16 protein-coding genes and 1 tRNA gene are annotated in these 19,255 nt (G+C 67.2%); 10 read left to right on the top strand and 7 right to left on the bottom strand.

The genetic code is table 11. The features are described from left to right. Positions 1 to 53 precede the first annotated feature (53 nt). Both AC07V5_RS11265 and AC07V5_RS11260 read right to left on the bottom strand, forming a co-directional pair. A complete protein-coding gene (locus AC07V5_RS11265) occupies positions 54 to 3,197 on the bottom strand; it encodes a TonB-dependent receptor (protein ID WP_495115766.1) in 3,144 nt (1,047 codons plus the stop codon). 411 nt (positions 3,198 to 3,608) lie between these two features. Then, positions 3,609 to 4,961, bottom strand: a complete 1,353-nt coding sequence (locus AC07V5_RS11260; protein ID WP_495115765.1) for a TolB-like translocation protein — start codon at positions 4,959 to 4,961, stop codon at positions 3,609 to 3,611. A gap of 120 nt (positions 4,962 to 5,081) precedes the next feature. On the opposite strand from AC07V5_RS11260, the gene AC07V5_RS11255 reads away from it, so the two are divergent. From AC07V5_RS11255 to miaB, 4 genes are all read left to right on the top strand, one after another. Then, positions 5,082 to 6,722 carry a GDSL-type esterase/lipase family protein gene (locus AC07V5_RS11255; RefSeq protein WP_495115764.1) on the top strand — a complete coding sequence of 547 codons (1,641 nt, stop codon included), beginning with the start codon at positions 5,082 to 5,084 and terminating at the stop codon, positions 6,720 to 6,722. A gap of 54 nt (positions 6,723 to 6,776) precedes the next feature. Further along, a tRNA-Met gene (locus AC07V5_RS11250) sits at positions 6,777 to 6,853 on the top strand. Positions 6,854 to 6,942: 89 nt separating this feature from the next. Beyond that, positions 6,943 to 7,320: a hypothetical protein gene (locus AC07V5_RS11245; protein WP_495115763.1), complete on the top strand. Its 378-nt coding sequence runs from the start codon at positions 6,943 to 6,945 to the stop codon at positions 7,318 to 7,320. After that, entirely contained in the window at positions 7,317 to 8,672 is a 1,356-nt protein-coding gene (miaB, locus tag AC07V5_RS11240; RefSeq protein WP_495115762.1) for a tRNA (N6-isopentenyl adenosine(37)-C2)-methylthiotransferase MiaB, read from the top strand. Before AC07V5_RS11245 ends, miaB begins: the two co-directional genes overlap by 4 nt. Here miaB and AC07V5_RS11235 read toward each other — a convergent pair. Beyond that, positions 8,662 to 8,937 (bottom strand): hypothetical protein, encoded by a 276-nt coding sequence (locus tag AC07V5_RS11235; RefSeq protein ID WP_495115761.1) that lies wholly within the window; start codon positions 8,935 to 8,937, stop codon positions 8,662 to 8,664. The two genes, miaB and AC07V5_RS11235, sit on opposite strands and share 11 nt — an antisense overlap. Before the next feature lie 54 nt (positions 8,938 to 8,991). Between AC07V5_RS11235 and hemA the strand changes: the two genes are divergently transcribed. The 6 genes from hemA (at position 8,992) to AC07V5_RS11205 (ending at position 13,863) form a co-directional block, all read left to right on the top strand. After that, positions 8,992 to 10,266, top strand: a complete 1,275-nt coding sequence (gene hemA, locus AC07V5_RS11230) for a glutamyl-tRNA reductase (RefSeq protein WP_495115760.1) — start codon at positions 8,992 to 8,994, stop codon at positions 10,264 to 10,266. Positions 10,267 to 10,332: 66 nt separating this feature from the next. Then, positions 10,333 to 11,418 carry a peptide chain release factor 1 gene (prfA, locus tag AC07V5_RS11225; protein WP_495115759.1) on the top strand — a complete coding sequence of 362 codons (1,086 nt, stop codon included), beginning with the start codon at positions 10,333 to 10,335 and terminating at the stop codon, positions 11,416 to 11,418. Further along, the gene (gene prmC, locus AC07V5_RS11220) at positions 11,415 to 12,230 is read left to right on the top strand and encodes a peptide chain release factor N(5)-glutamine methyltransferase (RefSeq protein WP_495115758.1); all 816 of its coding nucleotides are present in this window, start codon (positions 11,415 to 11,417) and stop codon (positions 12,228 to 12,230) included. The genes prfA and prmC overlap by 4 nt, the downstream gene beginning before the upstream one ends. 134 nt (positions 12,231 to 12,364) lie before the next feature. Then, a complete protein-coding gene (locus tag AC07V5_RS11215; protein WP_495115757.1) occupies positions 12,365 to 12,937 on the top strand; it encodes a hypothetical protein in 573 nt (190 codons plus the stop codon). Positions 12,938 to 12,991: 54 nt separating this feature from the next. Then, positions 12,992 to 13,306, top strand: coding sequence for a Grx4 family monothiol glutaredoxin (grxD, locus tag AC07V5_RS11210; RefSeq protein ID WP_495115756.1), 315 nt, complete (start codon positions 12,992 to 12,994; stop codon positions 13,304 to 13,306). Next, positions 13,303 to 13,863, top strand: coding sequence for a UbiX family flavin prenyltransferase (locus AC07V5_RS11205; protein WP_495115755.1), 561 nt, complete (start codon positions 13,303 to 13,305; stop codon positions 13,861 to 13,863). Before grxD ends, AC07V5_RS11205 begins: the two co-directional genes overlap by 4 nt. Positions 13,864 to 13,868: 5 nt before the next feature. Here AC07V5_RS11205 and AC07V5_RS11200 read toward each other — a convergent pair whose 3' ends face one another. The 4 genes from AC07V5_RS11200 to AC07V5_RS11185 all read right to left on the bottom strand — a co-directional run bounded on the left by AC07V5_RS11200 (position 13,869) and on the right by AC07V5_RS11185 (position 19,150). Next, positions 13,869 to 14,471 (bottom strand): VPLPA-CTERM sorting domain-containing protein, encoded by a 603-nt coding sequence (locus AC07V5_RS11200; RefSeq protein WP_495115754.1) that lies wholly within the window; start codon positions 14,469 to 14,471, stop codon positions 13,869 to 13,871. 102 nt (positions 14,472 to 14,573) lie between these two features. Further along, the gene (locus AC07V5_RS11195; protein WP_495115753.1) at positions 14,574 to 16,709 is read right to left on the bottom strand and encodes a M3 family metallopeptidase; all 2,136 of its coding nucleotides are present in this window, start codon (positions 16,707 to 16,709) and stop codon (positions 14,574 to 14,576) included. Positions 16,710 to 16,799: 90 nt separating this feature from the next. Beyond that, the gene (locus tag AC07V5_RS11190; protein WP_495115752.1) at positions 16,800 to 17,408 is read right to left on the bottom strand and encodes a lytic transglycosylase domain-containing protein; all 609 of its coding nucleotides are present in this window, start codon (positions 17,406 to 17,408) and stop codon (positions 16,800 to 16,802) included. Next, entirely contained in the window at positions 17,405 to 19,150 is a 1,746-nt protein-coding gene (locus AC07V5_RS11185; RefSeq protein WP_495115751.1) for a proline--tRNA ligase, read from the bottom strand. Before AC07V5_RS11185 ends, AC07V5_RS11190 begins: the two co-directional genes overlap by 4 nt. Between the last annotated feature and the right edge of the window lie 105 nt (positions 19,151 to 19,255).

Below are 19,255 nucleotides of genomic sequence, written 5' to 3'. Positions count from 1 at the left end.
GCGCAACTCAGAGGCCATGCCGGCCCGGGAGGTCACTTCGAAGAGAGATCGGATCAGAGCTTGTAGCCCAGCGTCACGTAGTAGCGGCGGCCGGACCAGGCCAGCTCGTTGGGGCGCCCCAGGTCGCCGGCGTAGGTCAGCTCGGCCTGGTTGGTCAGGTTCTTGGCTTCGAGGGCCAGCGTGAAGTTCTTCGTGGCCTTCCACTGGATCTTGGCGTCCAGGTAGCCGGTCTTGTCGCTGAAGTTCGGGTTGCCCGACACGTCGTTGCCGCCGGTGTAGTACTTGTCGCGGTAGGCGTAGGCCAGGCGAGCGTTGAAGTTGCCGTCGTCGTACCACAGGCCCAGGTTGTAGGAGTTCTTCGACAGGCCCGGATACGGCAGCACCGAGTTGTCCAGCGGGCTGATGAGCTCGTTGCCCTTGGCGTAGCTGAACGTCATGTGGGTGTAGTTGGCATCCACGCCGAAGTTGCCCAGCAAGCCCGGCAGGAAGGACAGCGCCGTGCGGCCAGCCAGCTCCAGGCCCTGCGTCTTGGCACCCTCGCCGTTGACGGCCTGCGTCACGTCGAACAGGCGGCCATCGCCGTAGAAGTTGACGCTGCGGCTCACGACACCGGTGCGGACATAGGTGCCGATTTCGGTCCGGAAGGTGGCCAGGCTGACCTGCGTGTCGCGGCTGGGGTAGTACTCCACGCTCAGGTCGTACTTGGTGGCGCGGTAGGGCTTCAGGTCGGGGTTGCCGGCCGTGCAGGTGTCGGTGCCGTTGCCACCGCGCGCCGGGTCGCCGCTACCCGTCGTGCAGGTGACGTTGGGCGCCAGCAGGTCGATCGCCGGACGCGCCATCACCTTGGCCGCACCACCGCGGACCAGCAGCTTGCCGTTGAGGAGCTGCAGCGTTGCGTTCAGGCTGGGCAGCACATCGTTGTAGCTGTTGCTGATGGACACCACGGTGTTGCTGTTCACGAGGGCCGAGCAGGTCGACACCGTGGCCGGGTTGCAGGTGCGGTCCGACTTCAGGCCTGTCGAGGTCACGTCGGTGCGCGTGTAGCGCACGCCGAGGTTGCCATCCAGCGGCAGGCCGAAGAGCTCGGTGCCCCAGTCCAGCCGCGCATAGCCCGCCTTGATCTTCTCGGTGATGTCGAAGGCCGGGATCTGCGGATAGGTCTTGCCGTCGTTGCCGGGCGACGCGTAGAGGTATTTGTGGGAAAAGTCGCTGGTATCGAAGATGCCCGAGGCCACCGTAGCGGCATAGCTCGGCGCCGTCCAGTTGGCGGGAACGCCACTGACGTCTCCATAGCCGCCCATGAAGGTGCCGGGCGACTTCGTGCGGATCGTGTTGACGATCTCCTGCATGCGCGTGCCGTTCACATACGACGTCTTGAAGCCGCTGTTGATGTAGCTCTGCGCGTCGTTGGGACGTTGCGCGGTGCCGGTGTACAGCGGGTCGAAGATGACGGTCTGGTTGACGTTGGCCGTGCGGACGTTGATGTCCACCGCTTCGTCGGTCAGCGTCAAGCTGCCGTTGTTCTGCACCAGGTAGCCGCCGCCGTTGTACTGACGCGAGCTGGACTCGCGCATCTGGCCGCCGAACCACAGGCTCTGGAAGAAGCTGTGATCGAGGTTGTATTGGAAGTCCAGCTTGCCCTGGCGCTCGGCGTTCTTGGTGGCTGACGGGCGGTACTGCATCTGCGCCTGCACATAGGACGAGGCGTTGTCCGGGCTGTAGGCCGTCGGGAACGTGAACTGCGGCAGGTGGTTGCCGTCGAGCTTGACGACCAGGCCCGGCGCGTTCTGCGTGAGCACGATGTTGTTGCTCTCGCTCTTGTAGTCCGACTTGGAGTCGCCCAGCAGGCCTTCAACGCGCCAGCTGTCGTTCTTGAACTTGAAGCCGGCAGTGGTGTACTTGGATTTGACGTCCAGTGCGAAATCGCGCGCCGACGTGCTGAAGGCGCCTTGGCCGCCCTGGCCGGCCACGTTCAGGCAGTTGCCCACGGTGAACTGCGTGACGTGGTGGTTCTCCACCACCATGCCGGCCGGCGTAGCCGCCGCAGGCGCGGCGACGCAGGTGCCTCCCGAGGGGACGCCGGTAGCCGAGTAGACGGGCGCATTGCCCGGCGAGGCCAGCCGCGTCACCGCCGAGAAGTCGGTGCCGTAGTTCATGTCGTTGAGCTTCTGCGCCTGGGTGTTGGCCTGGTAGCTCACATAGGCGTCCAGCTCCTTGGTGAACTGGTATTGCGCCGTCACTTCGGCGGAGCTGCGCTCGTGGTCGCGGGTCCAGATGCCGTAGCGCGAGATGCGCGGCGAGTAGTCGAACCACTGGCTGCGGCAGGGTGCCTGGTCGGCAGCGGCGAGGCTGTTGCAGCCGGCCGAAGTGGTCACAGCCGCAGCGTTGGCGTTCAGGCTGGTGAGGGTCTTGTCGGCCGAGAAGTCCCAATCGCGCAGGAAGGCCCAGGACGTGTTGCGCGAGAAGTCGCCACGGGTGTAGATCTTGTCGTAGACCAGGTTGGCCATCAGGCCCAACTTGTTGTCCAGGAACTTGTCGGCCAGCAGCAGCGTGCCGCGCGGCTGCGTGCCGCCGCGCAGGCTGCCCTGCTCGGCCGACAGCGTGCCGGCGATGGTGAGCTTGGTGAAGTCCAGCGGCTTGCGCGTCGTGATGCGCACCGTGCCGCCGATGCCGCCTTCGGTCAGGTCAGCCGTCGAGCCCTTGATGACGTCGATGGAGGCGATCAGCTCCGACGCCAGCTCGCGCAGTTCGGCGCCGCGGCCGGCGGTGCCGGCGGTGCCCAGCACCGACATGCCGTTGATCTCGACGCGGTTCAGGTTGGGCTCGACGCCACGGATGGCCACCTGCGAGCCTTCGCCGAACGAGCGCGACAGCTGCACGCCGGTGATGCGCGACAGCGCCTCGCCGACGTTCTTGTCCGGGAACTGGTCGATGTCTTCCGCAACGATGCTGTCGCTGACGGTGGACGCGTTCTTCTTGCGGTCGATGGCGCTCTGGATGGAGCGGCGGATGCCGGTGACGGTGACCGTGTCGAGCTGCTGGGCCTTGGCCTTGTCGGCGGCCGCGGGCGCAGATGCGGCCTCGGCCGGAGCTGCGGCCTGCTGGGCGTGAGCCTGGCCGGCCAGGGCTGCCGAGATGGCAAGTGCCAGCGGTGTCCAACGCGAAACCGGCGAACCACCGTGAATCTTCTTCAGCATTTGTCTGTCTCCAGAATATCAACCGGGGAGAGCTCGAAAAGGCTCTCTTTAATGCCCCGAAGACAGTCTAGAGGCCGGGTTTCACGCTGTGTTCACACGCCAGCAAAGAATCACGACCGTGATTGCTTGACCTCCGAGAAAACCCTTGAATAGCACCGGCTCCGATCAAATCGATGATTACTCGGCGCCAAGCCTGAGTGCATGCAGGCCACAGTGGGAAAGCGGGCAGCGCAGCAGCTTGCGCCCCCGGTGCCCGCAGCCTGCCCGGCAATTCAGGCGTTAGGCCGCGCGGCATTCAATTCTCCAAATAAACAAACCCGCCTGGAGCGGGTTTGTTTTGAATAATTCATCTATCGAAATTCAAATTACTTCTGACTTCAAAAAATATCGAGATCAGTTTGAATAGAAATCTCAGGGCTGGCGCTCCAGCCAGGCCTTGGGCACCGGCACGATGCAGATATTCATCTCGCGCCCGTCAGCGGCCAGCATGGCCGACTGGATCTGGATCTTCTTGCCGTCGGGGCTGAAGGTCGGGTGCGGGTGGTCGCGCGCCGTCGTCTTGTGGCCGGTGGTCAGCACGATCATTTCGCGCGTCTTGCGGTCGATCAGGTAAAGGCTGCGGCCGAAGTCGTCGCCCACCGCAAAGCGCCCGTCGTACGAGCCATGCACATGCCACAGGCCACTGCCCGACGGCGTCTGGCCAACGATGTTCACCTCGCGTGAGCGCAGGTTGACGATGGCCAGCCCGGTGGGCTTTTCGCGCGTGCCGGCGTCGCCCCAGGCGGCGTCCTGGCCCGGATTGGCACCGCCCACATCGGTGGCCGCCGGCCGGTTGGGGTCGACGACGCCGGGAATGGCGCGGTGGCCCATGATGGCCAGCGCCACTTCGTCCTTGCCGATGAAGGCCTCGTGCGTGACCCACTCGTAGGGCGCCTCGGGGTAGAGCGGGCGCATGCCGGTGCCGTCGCCCTTGACCGTCCAGGTGCGCTGCGGCGACTTGCCGCCCGTCTCCCAGCTGAACACCAGCTCGCCCGGGTTCCAGCTGTTGCTCTGGATGTGGCCGATCTGGAAGGGCACGGAGACGACATGCTTGATCTCGCCCGTCCGTACGTTGATCTTGCCGATGGCATGCGGGCCCGCGCCCATGCCGCGCGGGCCGAAGGGCGCTTCGATCTTGGTGCCGGCCGGCAGCCTTGCCCCCGCGAAAGCCTTGCCAGTGACACGGAAGTAGAACCACTGGCCGTCGGCGTCCAGCGCGTTGTCGCCCACGGCCTCCAACTCGGGCGGCAGGGTGCCGATGACGCGCTGGTAGCTGTTGGCCGGCTTCATGGCTCCGGCCTTGCTGTCGGCGAAGACGCGGTCCAGGTCGACCTCGATGGCCTGCATGGCCTTGGCCGCGCCGCCCTTGTCGGGCCGCAGGAAGTACAGCTTGTTGCCACCCGACTGCGCGAGGTTGAGCATGCCGTCGTAACCGCCCTCGGTGACCTGCACCATCTCGCCGCTGGCCTCGTTGACGGCGATGGCCTCGCCTTTCACGCGCGCCGAGCGGAACACCAGCCACTGGCCGTCGGCCGTCCACTGCGGGTGGCTGGGGTAGATCTTGGAGTCACCACGCGGTTGCGTCGTCAGGAAGGTCAGCGGCGTGCCGGTGACCGGGTCGGGCACGACGCGCTTCTCGGATGGGAAGCGCTGGCCGATCTGCGCCCAGGTAGGCGCTGCGGCCAGCAGCAGGCAGAGCAACAGGGAGGTCTTGCGAAGCGACATGATGGGTGCCCGGTAGAAGTGGCGCGACTCTAGGACCGGCTCTGTTGCTCCATGTTGCTGGGCCTCAATCGCTCAAGAACTTGCGCTGTCCGGGCCCGGCCTGCTCCTAGCATCCGCGCCATGATCCGAACGCTCATCGCTCTGCTCTCGCTGCTCGCCTTGCCTCTGGCACAGGCTCAGACCTTCACCGCCAGCACCGACCCCGCCCGTGCCCAGGTCAAGCTGCCTGAGCCGGCCCGGCCCGAGCTGCCGTCCCTCATCCTCATCGGCGACTCGACGGTGCGCAACGGCCAGGACGACGGCCAGGGCAAGGGCGCCGAAGGCCAGTGGGGCTGGGGCAACCCGATCGCCGGCTACTTCGACCTGAACAAGATCAACGTCGTGAATCGCGCCGTGGGCGGCTTGAGCAGCCGCACCTACCGCAGCAGCGGCCACTGGGATCGCACCAAGCCCTTCATCAAAAAGGGCGACTGGGTCGTCATGCAGTTCGGCCACAACGACGCCAGCCCCGTCAACGACAACAGTCGCGCCCGCGGCGTGCTGCGCGGCACCGGGCCCGAGAAGGAAGACATCGACAACCTGCTGACGGGCAAACCCGAGACGGTCTACACCTACGGTGCCTACCTGCGCGGCTTCATCGCCGAGATCCGCGCGGCCGGCGCGACGCCCGTCGTCGCCTCGCCAGTGATCCGCAAGCGCTGGGAGGCGGACGGCGCGAAGGTGACGCGGGCCGGCGGCAACTTCGCCGGCTGGGCCGCCGAGGTCGCCAGGCAGGAGGGCGTCGCCTTCATCGACCTCAACGAATGGGGCGCGTTGCGTTACGAGGCCGTGGGCAAGGCCGAGGTGGACAAGCTGTTCCCGCCAGAACCCGAGACGGTGCACACCAACCTGGCCGGCGCCACGGTCAATGCGCAGCTCGTCGTCGCCGGCCTGATCCAGAACAAGGTGCTGCCCGACGCAGTCTTCACGCGCCGCTTTGCGCCGGATGGCAGCGATGACCGGCCAGTTATCGACGCGCGCAAGGTCAAGGTCGAAGCCCCGCGCGACCCGAAGTTGCCCAGCCTCGTGCTGATCGGCGACTCCACCGTGCGCAGCGGCGGCCAGGGCGGCGCCTATGGCTGGGGCGAGCGGCTGGCGCCCTTCTTCGACACGCAGCGCATCAACGTCGTCAACAACGCCATCGGCGGCCGCAGCAGCCGCACCTTCTTCACCGAAGGCCGCTGGGCCTCGGTGCTCGATCAGCTCAAGGCGGGCGACACGCTGCTGATCCAGTTCGGCCACAACGACGGCGCCCGCATCGGCGACCCCGCCGGCAAGAACCGCGGCTCGGTGCCCGGCATCGGCCCCGAGGCCGTGGAGGACACGCGGCCCGACGGCAGCAAGGAGATGGTGCAGAGCTTCGGCTGGTACCTGGCCCGCTACATCAACGACGCCAAGGCCAAGGGCGCCAGCGTCGTCGTGCTGTCGCCCATCCCTCACAAGGACCGCTGGCAGGCCGGCCAGCCGCGTGATTTCGAGAACTACGCCGCCTGGGGCGAACAGGTCGCCCGCGCCCACGGTGCCCAGTTCATTGACCTGACGATGCTCGTGACCGAGGCCTACCGCGGCATCGGTGCCGAGCGCGTCGATACCTTCTTCTCCGACGCCCGAACCCACACGAACGACGCCGGCGCGGTGTTCAACGCCACCCAGCTGGTCGAGGGCCTGAAGCGCCTGCCGGGCCAGCCGTTGCAAGCCTTCCTGCGCCCCGTCGCACCCTGATCTGCACAGCCCACTTGCCAGCGTCAAAAAACTTCGCTTAGAATGGCGGGCTCAGGCGCTTTAGCTCAGTTGGTTAGAGCGATGGAATCATAATCCACAGGTCCGGGGTTCGAGTCCCTGAAGCGCCACCAGAACAAGAGAGAACGGCCCGAGCAACCCTCGGGCCGTTTTCATTTCCGCAGCGTCTTCGTGACGCCGCCTCGCAGCCACTGGACATGCCATGTACCGCTGTGTTTTCCCGCTGATGCTCGCCGCCAGCTGCGTGGCCGCCCAGGCCCAGACGCACCGCTTCTTCACGCCCAACACCCTGCGCGGCGAACTCGTCGTCACCCAGCACCCCGACGTGCTGCTGAACGGCAAGCCAGCGCGCCTCGCGCCCGGCAGCCGCGTCAAGGGCGAGACCAACCTCCTCGTGCAACCCGCCGGCATCGCAGGCCAGAAACTCATCGTGCACTACACGGTCGAGAGCAGCGGCCTGATCATGGATGTCTGGGTGCTGAACGCCGCCGAGCTCGCCAACAAGCCCTGGCCCACCAACCCGGTCGAAGCTGCCACGTGGCAGTTCAACCCCGGCAACCAGACCTGGATCAAGCAATGAGCGATGTGACTTCGAAAAAGGTCTACATCAAGACCTTCGGCTGCCAGATGAACGAGTACGACTCGGACAAGATGGCCGACGTGCTGGGCGCCGCACAGGGCTACGAGTCGACGAACGACCCCGAGCAGGCGGACCTCATCCTGTTCAACACCTGCTCGGTGCGCGAGAAGGCGCAGGAGAAGGTCTTCAGCGACCTCGGCCGCGTGAAGCACCTGAAGGCCAAGGGCGTCATGATCGGTGTCGGCGGCTGCGTGGCCTCGCAGGAAGGCGCGGCCATCATCGAGCGCGCGCCCTATGTCGACATCGTCTTCGGCCCACAGACGCTGCACCGCCTCCCCGCGATGCTCGACGCCCGCCGCGAACAGCGCCGCCCGCAGGTGGACATCTCCTTCCCCGAGATCGAGAAGTTCGACCACCTGCCGCCGGCCAAGGTCGACGGCGCCTCGGCCTTCGTGTCGATCATGGAAGGATGCTCCAAGTACTGCAGCTACTGCGTGGTGCCCTACACCCGTGGCGAAGAGGTCTCGCGCCCCTTCGACGACGTGCTGACCGAGATCGCCGGCCTGGCTGACCAGGGCGTCATGGAGATCAACCTGCTGGGCCAGAACGTCAATGCCTACCGCGGCAAGATGGGTGACACGGCCGAGTTCGCCGACCTGGCCCTGCTGCTGGAATACGCGGCAGAGATCCCCGGCATCAAGCGCCTGCGCTTCACGACCAGCCACCCCAACGAGTTCAGCCCTCGCCTCATCGAGGCCTACGGCAAGATCCCGCAGCTCGTGAACCACCTGCACCTGCCCGTGCAGCACGGCAGCGATCGCATCTTGATGGGCATGAAGCGCGGCTACACGGCGCTGGAGTTCAAAAGCACCGTGCGCAAGCTGCGCGCGCTGCGGCCAGACCTGCGCCTGGCCAGCGATTTCATCGTCGGCTTCCCCGGCGAGACCGATGAAGACCATGCGAAGCTGATGAAGCTCGTGCACGACGTCGGTTTCGACGCGTCATTCAGCTTCATCTTCAGCCCCCGCCCCGGCACGCCGGCCGCGGCGCTGGAGGACACGACGCCTTATGAGGTCAAGGTCAAGCGCCTGCAGGAGCTGCAGGCCGCCATCGAGGCGCACGCGCTGACGATTTCGCAAGGCATGGTCGGCAAGGTCGAGAAGGTGCTCGTCACCGGCGCCGCCCGCAAGGACGCCACCGAGCTGATGGGCCGCACCGAGTGCAACCGCATCGTCAACTTCCCGGGCTCTCAGCGGCTGATGAACCAGCTGGTGGACGTGCGCATCACGACCGCCTTCGCGCATTCGCTGCGCGGCGAGGTCGTCACGACTGAGGACGTGCTCAGCGCTTGAAACTGAGCAAATACCACTGCGGCAGGGCCACGCCGAGCACCAGCAAGGCATAGCCCACCATCTTGCCGTCGCGGCCCAACACCGCCAAGGCAGCGATGGCCGCCAAGCAGCCGCCTGCCGCGCCCCAAGCCCACAACTTCCGCCAGCTCACAGACTTCGCCTGCCGCCGCCACAGCCCTTTGATAGCCGCCGCCAGCAGTGCCGCCAGCCCCCAGGCCGGGGCAAACAGGTTGGCGATATGCCAAAAGGCGTCGAGTGGACTCATTTCGAGGAAGCTTAGGCGGCGAGTGAAAAAGCGCCGAATCCTACAATTCAACCCATGTCGGTCTTTGCTCTCGGCCTGAACCACAACACCGCCCCGCTGGATCTGCGCGGGCGGTTCGCGTTCACGCTGGAGCAACTCGCACCCTCGCTCGTCGGCCTGCGGCAGAAGCTGCCCGGCGCCCCCGAGGCCGCCATCCTGTCGACCTGCAACCGCACCGAGGTCTATGTCGCCGCACCGTCGACCCAGGTGCAGCCGGCCATCGCCTGGCTGGCGCAGACGGGCGGCGTCGAGGCCGGCGCCCTGCGCGAACACGCCTACGTGATGCAGGGCAGCGCCGCCGCGCGGCACGCCTTCCGCGTCGCGAGCGGGCTGGATTCGATGGTGCTGGGCGAACCACAGATCCTCGGCCAGATGAAGCAGGCCGTGAAGGAAGCCGAGGCCGCGGGCGCCCTGGGCACCACGCTGCACCAGCTCTTCCAGCGCAGCTTCTCGGTCGCCAAGGAAGTGCGCAGCTCCACCGAGATCGGCGCCCACTCCATCAGCATGGCCGCCGCCGCCGTGCGCCTGGCCGGCCAGCTGTTCGAGGACCTGGCCAAGACGCGCGTGCTGTTCGTCGGTGCCGGCGAGATGATCGAGCTGACCGCGACTCACTTCGCTGCCCGCACGCCGCGCCACATGGCGGTGGCCAACCGCACGCTGGAGCGCGGCGAGAAGCTGGCCATCCGCTTCGGCGCCGAGGCCGTGCGCCTGTCCGACCTGCCCGACCGCCTGCACGAGTTCGACATCGTCGTGTCCTGCACCGCGTCCAGCCTGCCGCTGATCGGCCTGGGCGCCGTCGAGCGCGCGCTGAAGAAACGCAAGCACCGCCCGATGTTCATGGTCGACCTGGCCGTGCCGCGCGATATCGAGCCCGAGGTCGGCCAGCTCGACGACGTCTACCTCTACACCGTCGACGAACTCGCCGTGCAGGTGCAGACCGCCGGCGAGAAGCGCCAGGCCGCCGTCGAGCAGGCCGAGGCCATCGTCGAGACGGGCGTGCAGAGCTTCATGCACTGGCTGGACCAGCGCCACACCGTGCCGCTGATCCAGGCCCTGCACGCGCAGACCGACGACTGGCGCGCGGCCGAGATTGCCCGCGCACGCAAGCTGCTGGCCAAGGGCGCGGATGTCGAAGAGGTGCTGGACGCCCTCTCCAAGGGCCTCACGCAGAAGATGCTGCACGGCACGCTGGCCGAACTGAACGCCAGCGATGGCGAGCAGCGCCTGCAACTCGCGCAGACCATCTCGCGCCTGTTCCTGCGCGGCGGACCGAACGGCAAGCAGTCTTAGCGGCGATCTCGCTCGCTGCCCGGCGCCACGCATGGCGCTGCTCTTGACTGCCTCAGATCGCCGCCCATGAAAGACTCCCTGCGCCAGCAGTTCGACCGCCTCGGCTTCCGCCTCGCCGAGCTGGACACCATCCTCGCCGACGGCAGCGTCGCCTCGGACATGAAGCGCTACCGCGCGCTGACCAAGGAGCAGTCCGAGGTATCCGGCCTCGTCGAACGCTACCGCCGCTATCTGGCGCACGAGGCGGACCTTGCCGCCGCGCGAGAGATGCTTGATGACCCCGAGATGGTGGAGATGGCCCGCGAGGAAGTCGCGAACGCCGAGTCCGCACTGACCGCGCTCGACGCCGAGCTGCAACTCGCGCTGATCCCAAAAGACCCCGACGACGAGCGCAACGCCTTCCTCGAAATCCGCGCCGGCGCGGGCGGCGATGAGTCCGCGCTGTTCGCCGGCGACCTGGCGCGCATGTACCTGCGCTTTGCCGAAGGCCAGGGCTGGCGCACCGAGATCCTGTCCGAGAACGTGTCGGACCTGGGCGGCTACAAGGAACTGGTCGTGCGCGTCGAGGGTGACAACGTCTACGGCCGCCTCAAGTTCGAGAGCGGAGGCCACCGTGTGCAGCGCGTGCCGGCGACCGAAGCCCAGGGCCGCATCCACACCAGCGCCTGCACGATCGCCGTGATGCCTGAGCCCGATGAGGCCGAGGCCATCACGCTGAACCCGGCCGACCTGCGTATCGACACCTTCCGCGCCAGCGGCGCCGGCGGCCAGCACATCAACAAGACCGACTCCGCCGTGCGCGTCGTCCACCTGCCGACCGGCATCGTGGCCGAATGCCAGGACGGCCGCAGCCAGCACAGCAACAAGGCCAAGGCGTTGCAGGTTCTACAGGCACGCATCCAGGACAAGGAACGCAGCGAGCGCGCTGCGAAGGAGGCTGCGACGCGCAAGGGCCTGATCGGCACCGGCGACCGCAGCGACCGCATCCGCACCTACAACTTCCCGCAGGGGCGCCTCACCGACCATCGCATCAACCTGACGCTCTACAAGCTGAGCCAGATCATGGACGGCGATCTCGACGACGTGATCCAGGGGCTGCTGGCGGCGCAGGCCGCCGAGCAGTTGGCTCAGCTCGAAGAAGGCCGGGCGTGACCGCCAGTTTGACGGTGGACGCAGCGTTGGCCCTGGCTCGCCAGCTCGGCGTCGAGCGCGGCGACGCGCAGGCCTTGATCGGCCACCTGACCGGCCAGGACCGCGCCTGGCTCATCACGCATGGCGACGCGCCGGCGCCCGGCGCCGACGTTGCGCTGCGCCGCCTGGCCGCTGGCGAGCCGCTGGCACACCTGACCGGCTGGCAGCCCTTCCACGGCCTGATGCTGCAGGTCACACCGGCCACGCTGATCCCCCGCCCCGACACCGAAACCCTGGTCGACTGGGCGCTGGAACTGCTGGCTGCCCTGCCCGGCCGGCCCAGCGTGGTTGACCTCGGTACCGGCAGCGGTGCCATCGCGCTGGCCATCAAGGCTGCCTGCCCGCGCGCTGAAGTCACCGCCGTCGACTTCAGCGCTGACGCGCTGGCCGTCGCCCGCGGCAATGGCCAGCGCCTGGCCCTCGACGTCGACTGGCTGCACGGCAGCTGGTTCGAGCCGTTGTCGGATCGCCAATTCGACCTCATCGTCAGTAACCCGCCCTACATCGCCGGCGACGACCTGCACCTGCCGGCGCTGCGCCACGAGCCGATCACCGCGCTGACGCCGGGCGGCGACGGCCTGGCCGATCTGCGCACCTTGATTGATGCCGCACCGCAACATCTCGCCCCGGGCGGTTGGCTGCTGCTGGAGCATGGCTGGGACCAGGCCGATGCCTTGGCGCAACAGTTGGCCGGCCGTGGCTTCGCCGAAGTCAGCCTGCGCCGCGACCTTGCCGACCGGCCCCGTGCCAGTGGCGGCCGCTGGCCGGCCTGAAGCCTGGCTTGCCGGCCCGCGAACGCCTCCCGCGTTTGCGTGATCTTTTGCCCTCAGTTCTTCGTGCACCACAAGCGCCCGCCGGCGTAGTATCGAATCCCGGTGCCACTCGTTGCGCCGCGCAGGAGACGATCATGGCCCGCTTTGCAAGCGCTGCAGTTCTGAGCCTCGCTGCCCTGTTCACCATCCCGGCCCTCGCCGACGGCGACGCCAGCCCGCGCTGGCAGGCGCGATTGCAGCTCAGCAGCGCCGATGCCAGCTCCGACACCGCGCCTCATCTCGGCGGCTCCCGCGTTCTCAGCGCCAACCTGCTGGGCGACTACTACCTGACGAATTCCGGCTTCAGCAGCGTGCATGGCGGCTTGCGCGCCACCGGTGGCCTGCTGCTCGGCCCGCTGTCGATGTCGCAAAGCAGCGGTGGCCTGGCCCTCGGCAGTGGCCCCGTTTCTGCCGGCCGACGCAGCGTGTCGCTGAACGGACTGGACTCCTATTCGCTGGAGCCCAGCGCCAACCTGTCCTATGTCGGCATCGGCTACACCGGCCGTGTGCACGGCAGCGGCTTCGCTTTCAGCGCCGACTTCGGCCTGATGTCCGGCTCCTACAGCGGCCTGCGCCTGGGCCGCAGCAGTGCTCAGGGCTTCGAGGACGCGATGCGGGACCTGCGCTTCAAGCCCCTGCTGCAATTGGGCCTGGCGTACAGCTATTGAAGGCTTGCCGGGCGCCTCCCGGATAATTGCGGTTTTGCCTTCCCGAGAACTGCAATGAGCGACGTTCAGCAACGCATCGACGATCTGGTCAAGTCCAACCGTGTCGTGCTCTTCATGAAGGGCACGGCCCAGTTCCCGATGTGCGGCTTCTCCGGCCGTGCCATCCAGATCCTGAAGGCCGCCGGCGTGACCGACCTGAAGACCTTCAACGTCCTCGAAGACGAAGAAGTGCGCCAGGGCATCAAGGACTACGCCAACTGGCCCACCATCCCCCAGCTCTACGTCAACGGCGAATTCCTCGGCGGCTCGGACATCATGATGGAGATGTACGAGTCGGGTGAGCTGCAGCAGGCCTTGGCCACAGCGTGACTCGCCTGGTCGTCGGGCTGACGGGCGCGACGGGCGCGGCCTATGCGCTGCGTCTGCTGCGCCGTTCGCGCGAGCTGGGCGTCGAAACGCACCTGATCGCCACGCCCGCCGGCATCCTGAACGCCCACCACGAGCTGGGGCTGGATCGCTCCACCTTGGAAGCCGAGGCTGACCGCGCCTACGCACCCGGCGACATCGGCGCCTGCATCGCGAGCGGCAGCTTCGCGACGGCAGCGATGGTGGTGGCGCCCTGCTCGATGAAGTCGCTGGCGGCCATCGCCCACGGCCTGGGCGACAACCTGCTGACCCGTGCCGCCGACGTGACGCTGAAGGAGAGGCGCCGCCTCATCCTGATGGTGCGCGAGACGCCCTTCAACCTCGCCCACCTGCGCAACATGGTGGCAGTGACCGAGATGGGCGGCATCTGCTTCCCGCCGCTGCCGGCCTTCTATCACCACCCCAAGACCATCGAGGAGATGGTCAACGAGACCGTGGAGCGCGTGCTCGAACTGGCCGGCATCTCAGCCGCCAGCCCCAAGGCCTGGACAGGCCTGTAGGGCGCTCAGCGCACCTTGCGGCGCAAGCAAGTCAGACCGGCCACCCCGCCCAGCAGCAGCAAGCCGCTGGCCGGCTCGGGCACGGCGGTCAGGCTGAATTCCATCACGTAGGGCACGGTGCCGACGCCGGTCTCCTGGATCCAGACCGAGTAGTCACCGGCGCCCAGCGCCCCGGTGAACCCGATCGCGCCAGCGCCCGCGCCAACCAGGGGCAAGATGTTGTTGCCGATGTCGGGCAGCGCGTAGTGGTGCCAGCCCAGCAGCGTCGTCGCCGGCCCGGTGACAGGCGTCGTGACCTGGGTGCCCGCCTCCAGCCCGATGAAGGCCAGCCCGCCGCCAACCACGCTGGTGCCGACCAGCGGCGTGATGGCGGACAGCTGCCAGCCCACAGGCACGGTGATGCGGAAGTAGTCGCGGTCGACCACGCCGTTCGCGCGGCCGGTGCTGCCGATGACGACATTGGACCCGGCCGCCACCGCCACGAAGGTGGGGCTGGCACCCAAGCCGGACAGGTCGCCGGAGACACCTTCGTCATAGACCGTCGCGGCCCAGGCACCAGGCGCCAGGACTGCAACAAGGCAAGCGGCGAGTGAGCGAGTTCGATTCATGGCGGCGTCCCCGAGATTGACTGGCAAATGCCAGTGAAGGCGCAATGCTAGGCAGCACCTTCCAGCACCAGCATCCCTAGAGTCGCCGCTTTTGCCGCCGGCTTAGTGCTTTTGTATGACGAGGCCGCGGCGCTCCAGCAGGGGCTTGATGTCGGGCTCGTGGCCGACGAGGTTGCGGAACAGCACCATCGCGTCCTCGCTGCCGCCGCGCGACAGCAGCTTGGCGCGGAGTTGGTCGCCATTGGCGCGCTTGAGGCCGCCGTTGGCCTTCAGCCATTCCACGGTGTCGGCGTCCAGCACCTCGCTCCAGATGTAGGCGTAGTAGCCGGCCGAGTAGCCGCCCATGATGTGGCTGAAGTAGGGCAGGCGGTAGCGCGGGGGCACGGGGCCGAGATCGACGCCCTCTTCCTTCAGCACCTTGGCCTCGAAGGCAACGATGCCATCGGCCGCCGGAATCTCGCCGGCCTTGAGCTGGTGCAGGCGCTGGTCGACGATGGCGGCGGAGAGGTAGGACACCGTCGTGTAGCCCTGGTTGAAGCGCTTGGCACGCGCCACCTTGTCGAGCAGCTCACGCGGCATGGGCGCACCGGTCTGGTAGTGCTTGGCGTAGCTGGCCAGCACGCTGGGCCAGTCGGCCCAGACCTCGTTGACCTGCGAGGGGTATTCGACGAAGTCACGCGGCACGCGGCCCAGGCCCGGGTACTGGCCCTTGTTGAACATGCCGTGCAGCGCATGGCCGAACTCGTGGAACAGCGTGTTGACCTCGTCCCAGGTCAGCAGCGTGGGCTCACCGGCCGGCGGCTTGGGGATGTTGAGGTGGTTGGCCACGACGGGCTGCGTGCCCTCCAACGGGTTCTGGCCGACGTAGGCGTTCATCCAGGCGCCACCGCGCTTGCTGGGGCGGGCGTAGAGGTCGGCGATGAAGATGGCGAGCTGCTTGCCGTCGGTGTCGAACACGTCGTACACGCGCACGTCGCTCTGGTAGACCGGCAGGTCCATGCGGCGCTTGAAGCTGATGCCGTAGAGCTGGTTGGCCGCGAAGAACACGCCGCGCTCCAGCACGCTGGTGATCTCCAGGTAGGGCTTGAGCTGGCTCTCGTCGAAACCGTACTTGGCAGCGCGCAGCTTGTCCGAGTAGTAGCTCCAGTCCCAGGCCTGCAGCGCGAAGCTGGGCTGCTTCTTGGCAGCCTGCTCGCTGTCGATGAGCTTCTGCAGCTCTGCCGCTTCCTGCTTGGCCGAAGCCACCGCGGCCGGCGCGAGCTTGCGCAGCAACGCATTGACCGTGTCGGCGGATTTGGCGGTCTCGTCCTCCAGCACGAAGGCCGCGGGCGTCGCGTAGCCCAGCAGCGCCGCGCGTTCCTGGCGCAGCGTCATCACGCGCGAAAGGGTGGCGCGCGTGTCGAACTCGTTGCCACGCGCACCGCGGGCGACCGAGGCACGGTGCAGACGCTCACGCACCACGCGGTTCTGCAACTCGGTCTCGAAGGGTTGGATGGTCGTGTTCAGCAGCGCGATCACGTACTTGCCTTCCAAGCCGCGCTTCTTGGCCCCGTCGGCCGCGGCGGCGATCTGCGTGGGGCTCAGGCCTGCCAGTTCCTCGGCGGTGTCGACGACGATGGCGGAGTCGTTGACCTCGGCCAGCACCGCCTTGTTGAAGCGTGCGGACAGCGTCGCTAGCTCGCCATTGATGGCCCGCATGCGCGTCTTCTGCTCGTCGTTCAGTTGCGCGCCGGCGCGCAGCATGTCGCGGCGGTAGCGCTCGATGAGGCGCTTGGCTTCGGCGTTGGGCGCAGCCTTGTCGCGCGTGGCGTACAGCGCCTCGACGCGGGCGAACAGCTTGGGGTTGAGCAAAACGGCGTCGCGCTGCGCGGCCAGCTTGGCGGCGTAGTCGGTCTGCAGTTGCTGGCGGGCCGGGTTGGCATCGGCACCCAGCAGGCTGAACAGCAGCGTCGTCGTGCGGCTCAGCAAGCGGCCGCTCTTCTCCAGCGCGACGATGGTGTTGTCGAAGGTCGGGGCTTCGGGCGAGTCGGCGATGGCCTTGACCTCGGCCAGTTGCTCGGTCATACCCTGCTCCAGGGCCGGCGCGAAGTGTTCGTCGCGCAGCTTGTCGAACTGCGGATAGCGCAGCGGCAGCGGGCTGATGGTGAGCAGCGGGTTGTCGGCGGGCTGGGCGCCGGCCAAGCCGGTGGCGAGCAACGCTGAGAGGACGAGGGGCGCGAAGCGGTAGGCAGCGGGCATGGCTTTGTCTTGTGGACGAAACCGTGGAGGCTAACGCCTAGGCAGCCTGCTGCCGAAAGCCATCAGCCGCGGGCCGGGAAAGCCCTGAGCTCAGGCCTCGCCCGGCAGCAGCCACTGGCGCCGGGCGCCCAACACCGCGTTCGGATATTCCGGCCGGCCGCGGCTGCCGTTGTAGCGGCCCAGCGCCAACGACATGTTGCCGCGCTCGATGTCGAGGTAGTGGCGCAGGATCACGCAACCGAAGCGCAGATTCGTCTGCATGTGGAAGAGGCGCGATGCATCGCCGTCGCCGATGGCGCGCGTCCAGAACGGCATGACCTGCATGTAGCCGCGCGCACCGGCCACGCTGATCGCGTACTTGCGAAAGCCGCTCTCCACCTGGACGAGGCCCAGCACGAGGCTGGGCTCCAGGCCCGCACGCTTGGCCTCGTACCAGACCGTCTCCAGGAACTCGATGCGGATCTGCGTCTCGGTCTTGCGCTTCTTCAGCCGCTCACTCATCGCGCCCAGCCACCTCAGGTAGGCCATGCGCTCCTCGACCTGATGGGCCTCGAACTTCGGCCGCGGTGGGGCGCTTTGCGCGATGGAGGCGCTCAGCGCCGAACGGATCGAATCCGCCAGCGGCTCCTCGACCTGGGCGCCCGCCTGCGCCGCCAGCGGCGCGCCAAACAGGCTCAGCAGGAGAAGCCGACGCTTCAAAGCTTGAGCAAGCCCTTCAGATGGCCCACCACGTCGCCGACGGCCAGCTTGGTCGCGGCCTCGTCGCGGCGGCCCTGGTACTCGACCTGGCCTTCCTTCAGGCCCCGGTCGCCCAGCACCACGCGATGCGGCACGCCGATCAGCTCCCAGTCCGCGAACATCGCGCCGGGGCGCTCGCCACGGTCGTCCAGCAGCACATCAACGCCCAGCGCCTTCAGCTCGTCGTAGAGCTTGTGGGCGGCGGTCTTGACGTCTTCACTGCGGTCCATGCCGATGGGGCAGACGACGACGGTGAAAGGAGCGATGGCGTCCGGCCAGATGATGCCGCGCGCATCGCTGTTCTGCTCGATGGCGGCGCCCAGGATGCGGGTCACGCCGATGCCATAGCAGCCCATCTCCATCAGCTTGGGCTTGCCGTTCTCGTCCAGGAAGTTCGCGTTCATCGCGGCCGAATACTTGGTGCCGAGATAGAACACATGGCCGACCTCAATGCCGCGCTGGATGGCCAGCACGCCCTTGCCGTCGGGCGAGGGGTCGCCGGCGACGACGTTGCGGATGTCTGCCACGACGTCGGGCTCGGGCAGGTCACGGCCCCAGTTCGCGCCGGTGAAGTGGAAGTCGGCCTCGTTGGCGCCACAGACGAAGTCGGCCATGTTGGCCACGGTGCGATCAGCAACGATCTTGAGCGGGGCCTTCAGACCGATGGGGCCGAGGTAGCCGGGCTTGCAGCCGAAGTGGGTATCGATCTCGCCACCAGTCGCGAAGCGGAAGCCGCCCTTGAGGCCTTCGACCTTGCCGGCCTTCACTTCATTCAACTCATGGTCGCCGCGCACCAGCAGCAGCCAGACCTGGGTCTTGGCGATGTTGCCGTCCTTGTCCAGTTCGTCGGTGGCCAGCACCAGGGACTTCACCGTCTGCGCCAGAGGCAGGCCCAGCAGCACCGCGACATCCTCGCAGGTGCTCTTGCCCGGCGTGGGCGTCTTGGCGAGCGCCTGTGTCGCCGCGCCGCGCGTTGCGGTCAGCGCCACGCCTTCGGCCAGCTCCATGTTGGCCGCGTAGTCGCTGGTGGGGCAGTAGACGATGGCGTCCTCGCCCGTATCGGCGATGACCTGGAACTCGTGCGAGCGGTCGCCACCGATGGCGCCGGTGTCCGCCGCCACGGCGCGGTACTGCAGGCCGAAGCGGTCGAAGATCTTGCAGTAGGCCGCGTACATGTTGTCGTAGCTGCGGCCGGCGGCCTCGACGTCACGGTCGAAGGAGTAGGCGTCCTTCATCGTGAACTCGCGGCCGCGCATCAGGCCGAAGCGGGGGCGGCGCTCGTCGCGGAACTTGGTCTGGATGTGATAGAAATTCTTGGGCAGCTGGCGGTAGCTACGCAGTTCCTGGCGGGCGATGTCGGTGATGACTTCTTCGCTGGTCGGCTGCACGATGTAGTCGCGGCCATGGCGGTCCTTCACACGCAGCAGCTCGGGGCCCATCTTCTCGAAGCGGCCGGTCTCCTGCCACAGCTCGGCGGGCTGGATGACGGGCATCAGGCATTCGATGGCGCCTGCTGCGTCCATCTCCTCGCGGATGATCTTCTCGACCTTGCGGATGACGCGAAGCCCCATCGGCATGTAGTTGTAAATCCCCGCGCCCAGGCGCTTGATCATGCCGGCGCGCATCATCAGCTTGTGGCTGGCGACTTCCGCGTCGGCAGGCGCTTCCTTGAGGGTGGAGATGAAGAACTGGGAGGCTTTCATGGGCAGACCGTACGAAGGACAGGCGAACGCCTGGCAAATGAGAAAGCCGGGTGAAAACCCGGCTAAGGCACGACAACTTCTGGACAAATCTTCGGGTTAGCGAGT

The organism is Roseateles sp. GW821-FHT02E12, from assembly GCF_059421665.1.
The sequence above is the reverse complement of the archived record's forward strand: the minus strand, read 5'-3'. Positions and strand labels throughout refer to the sequence as shown.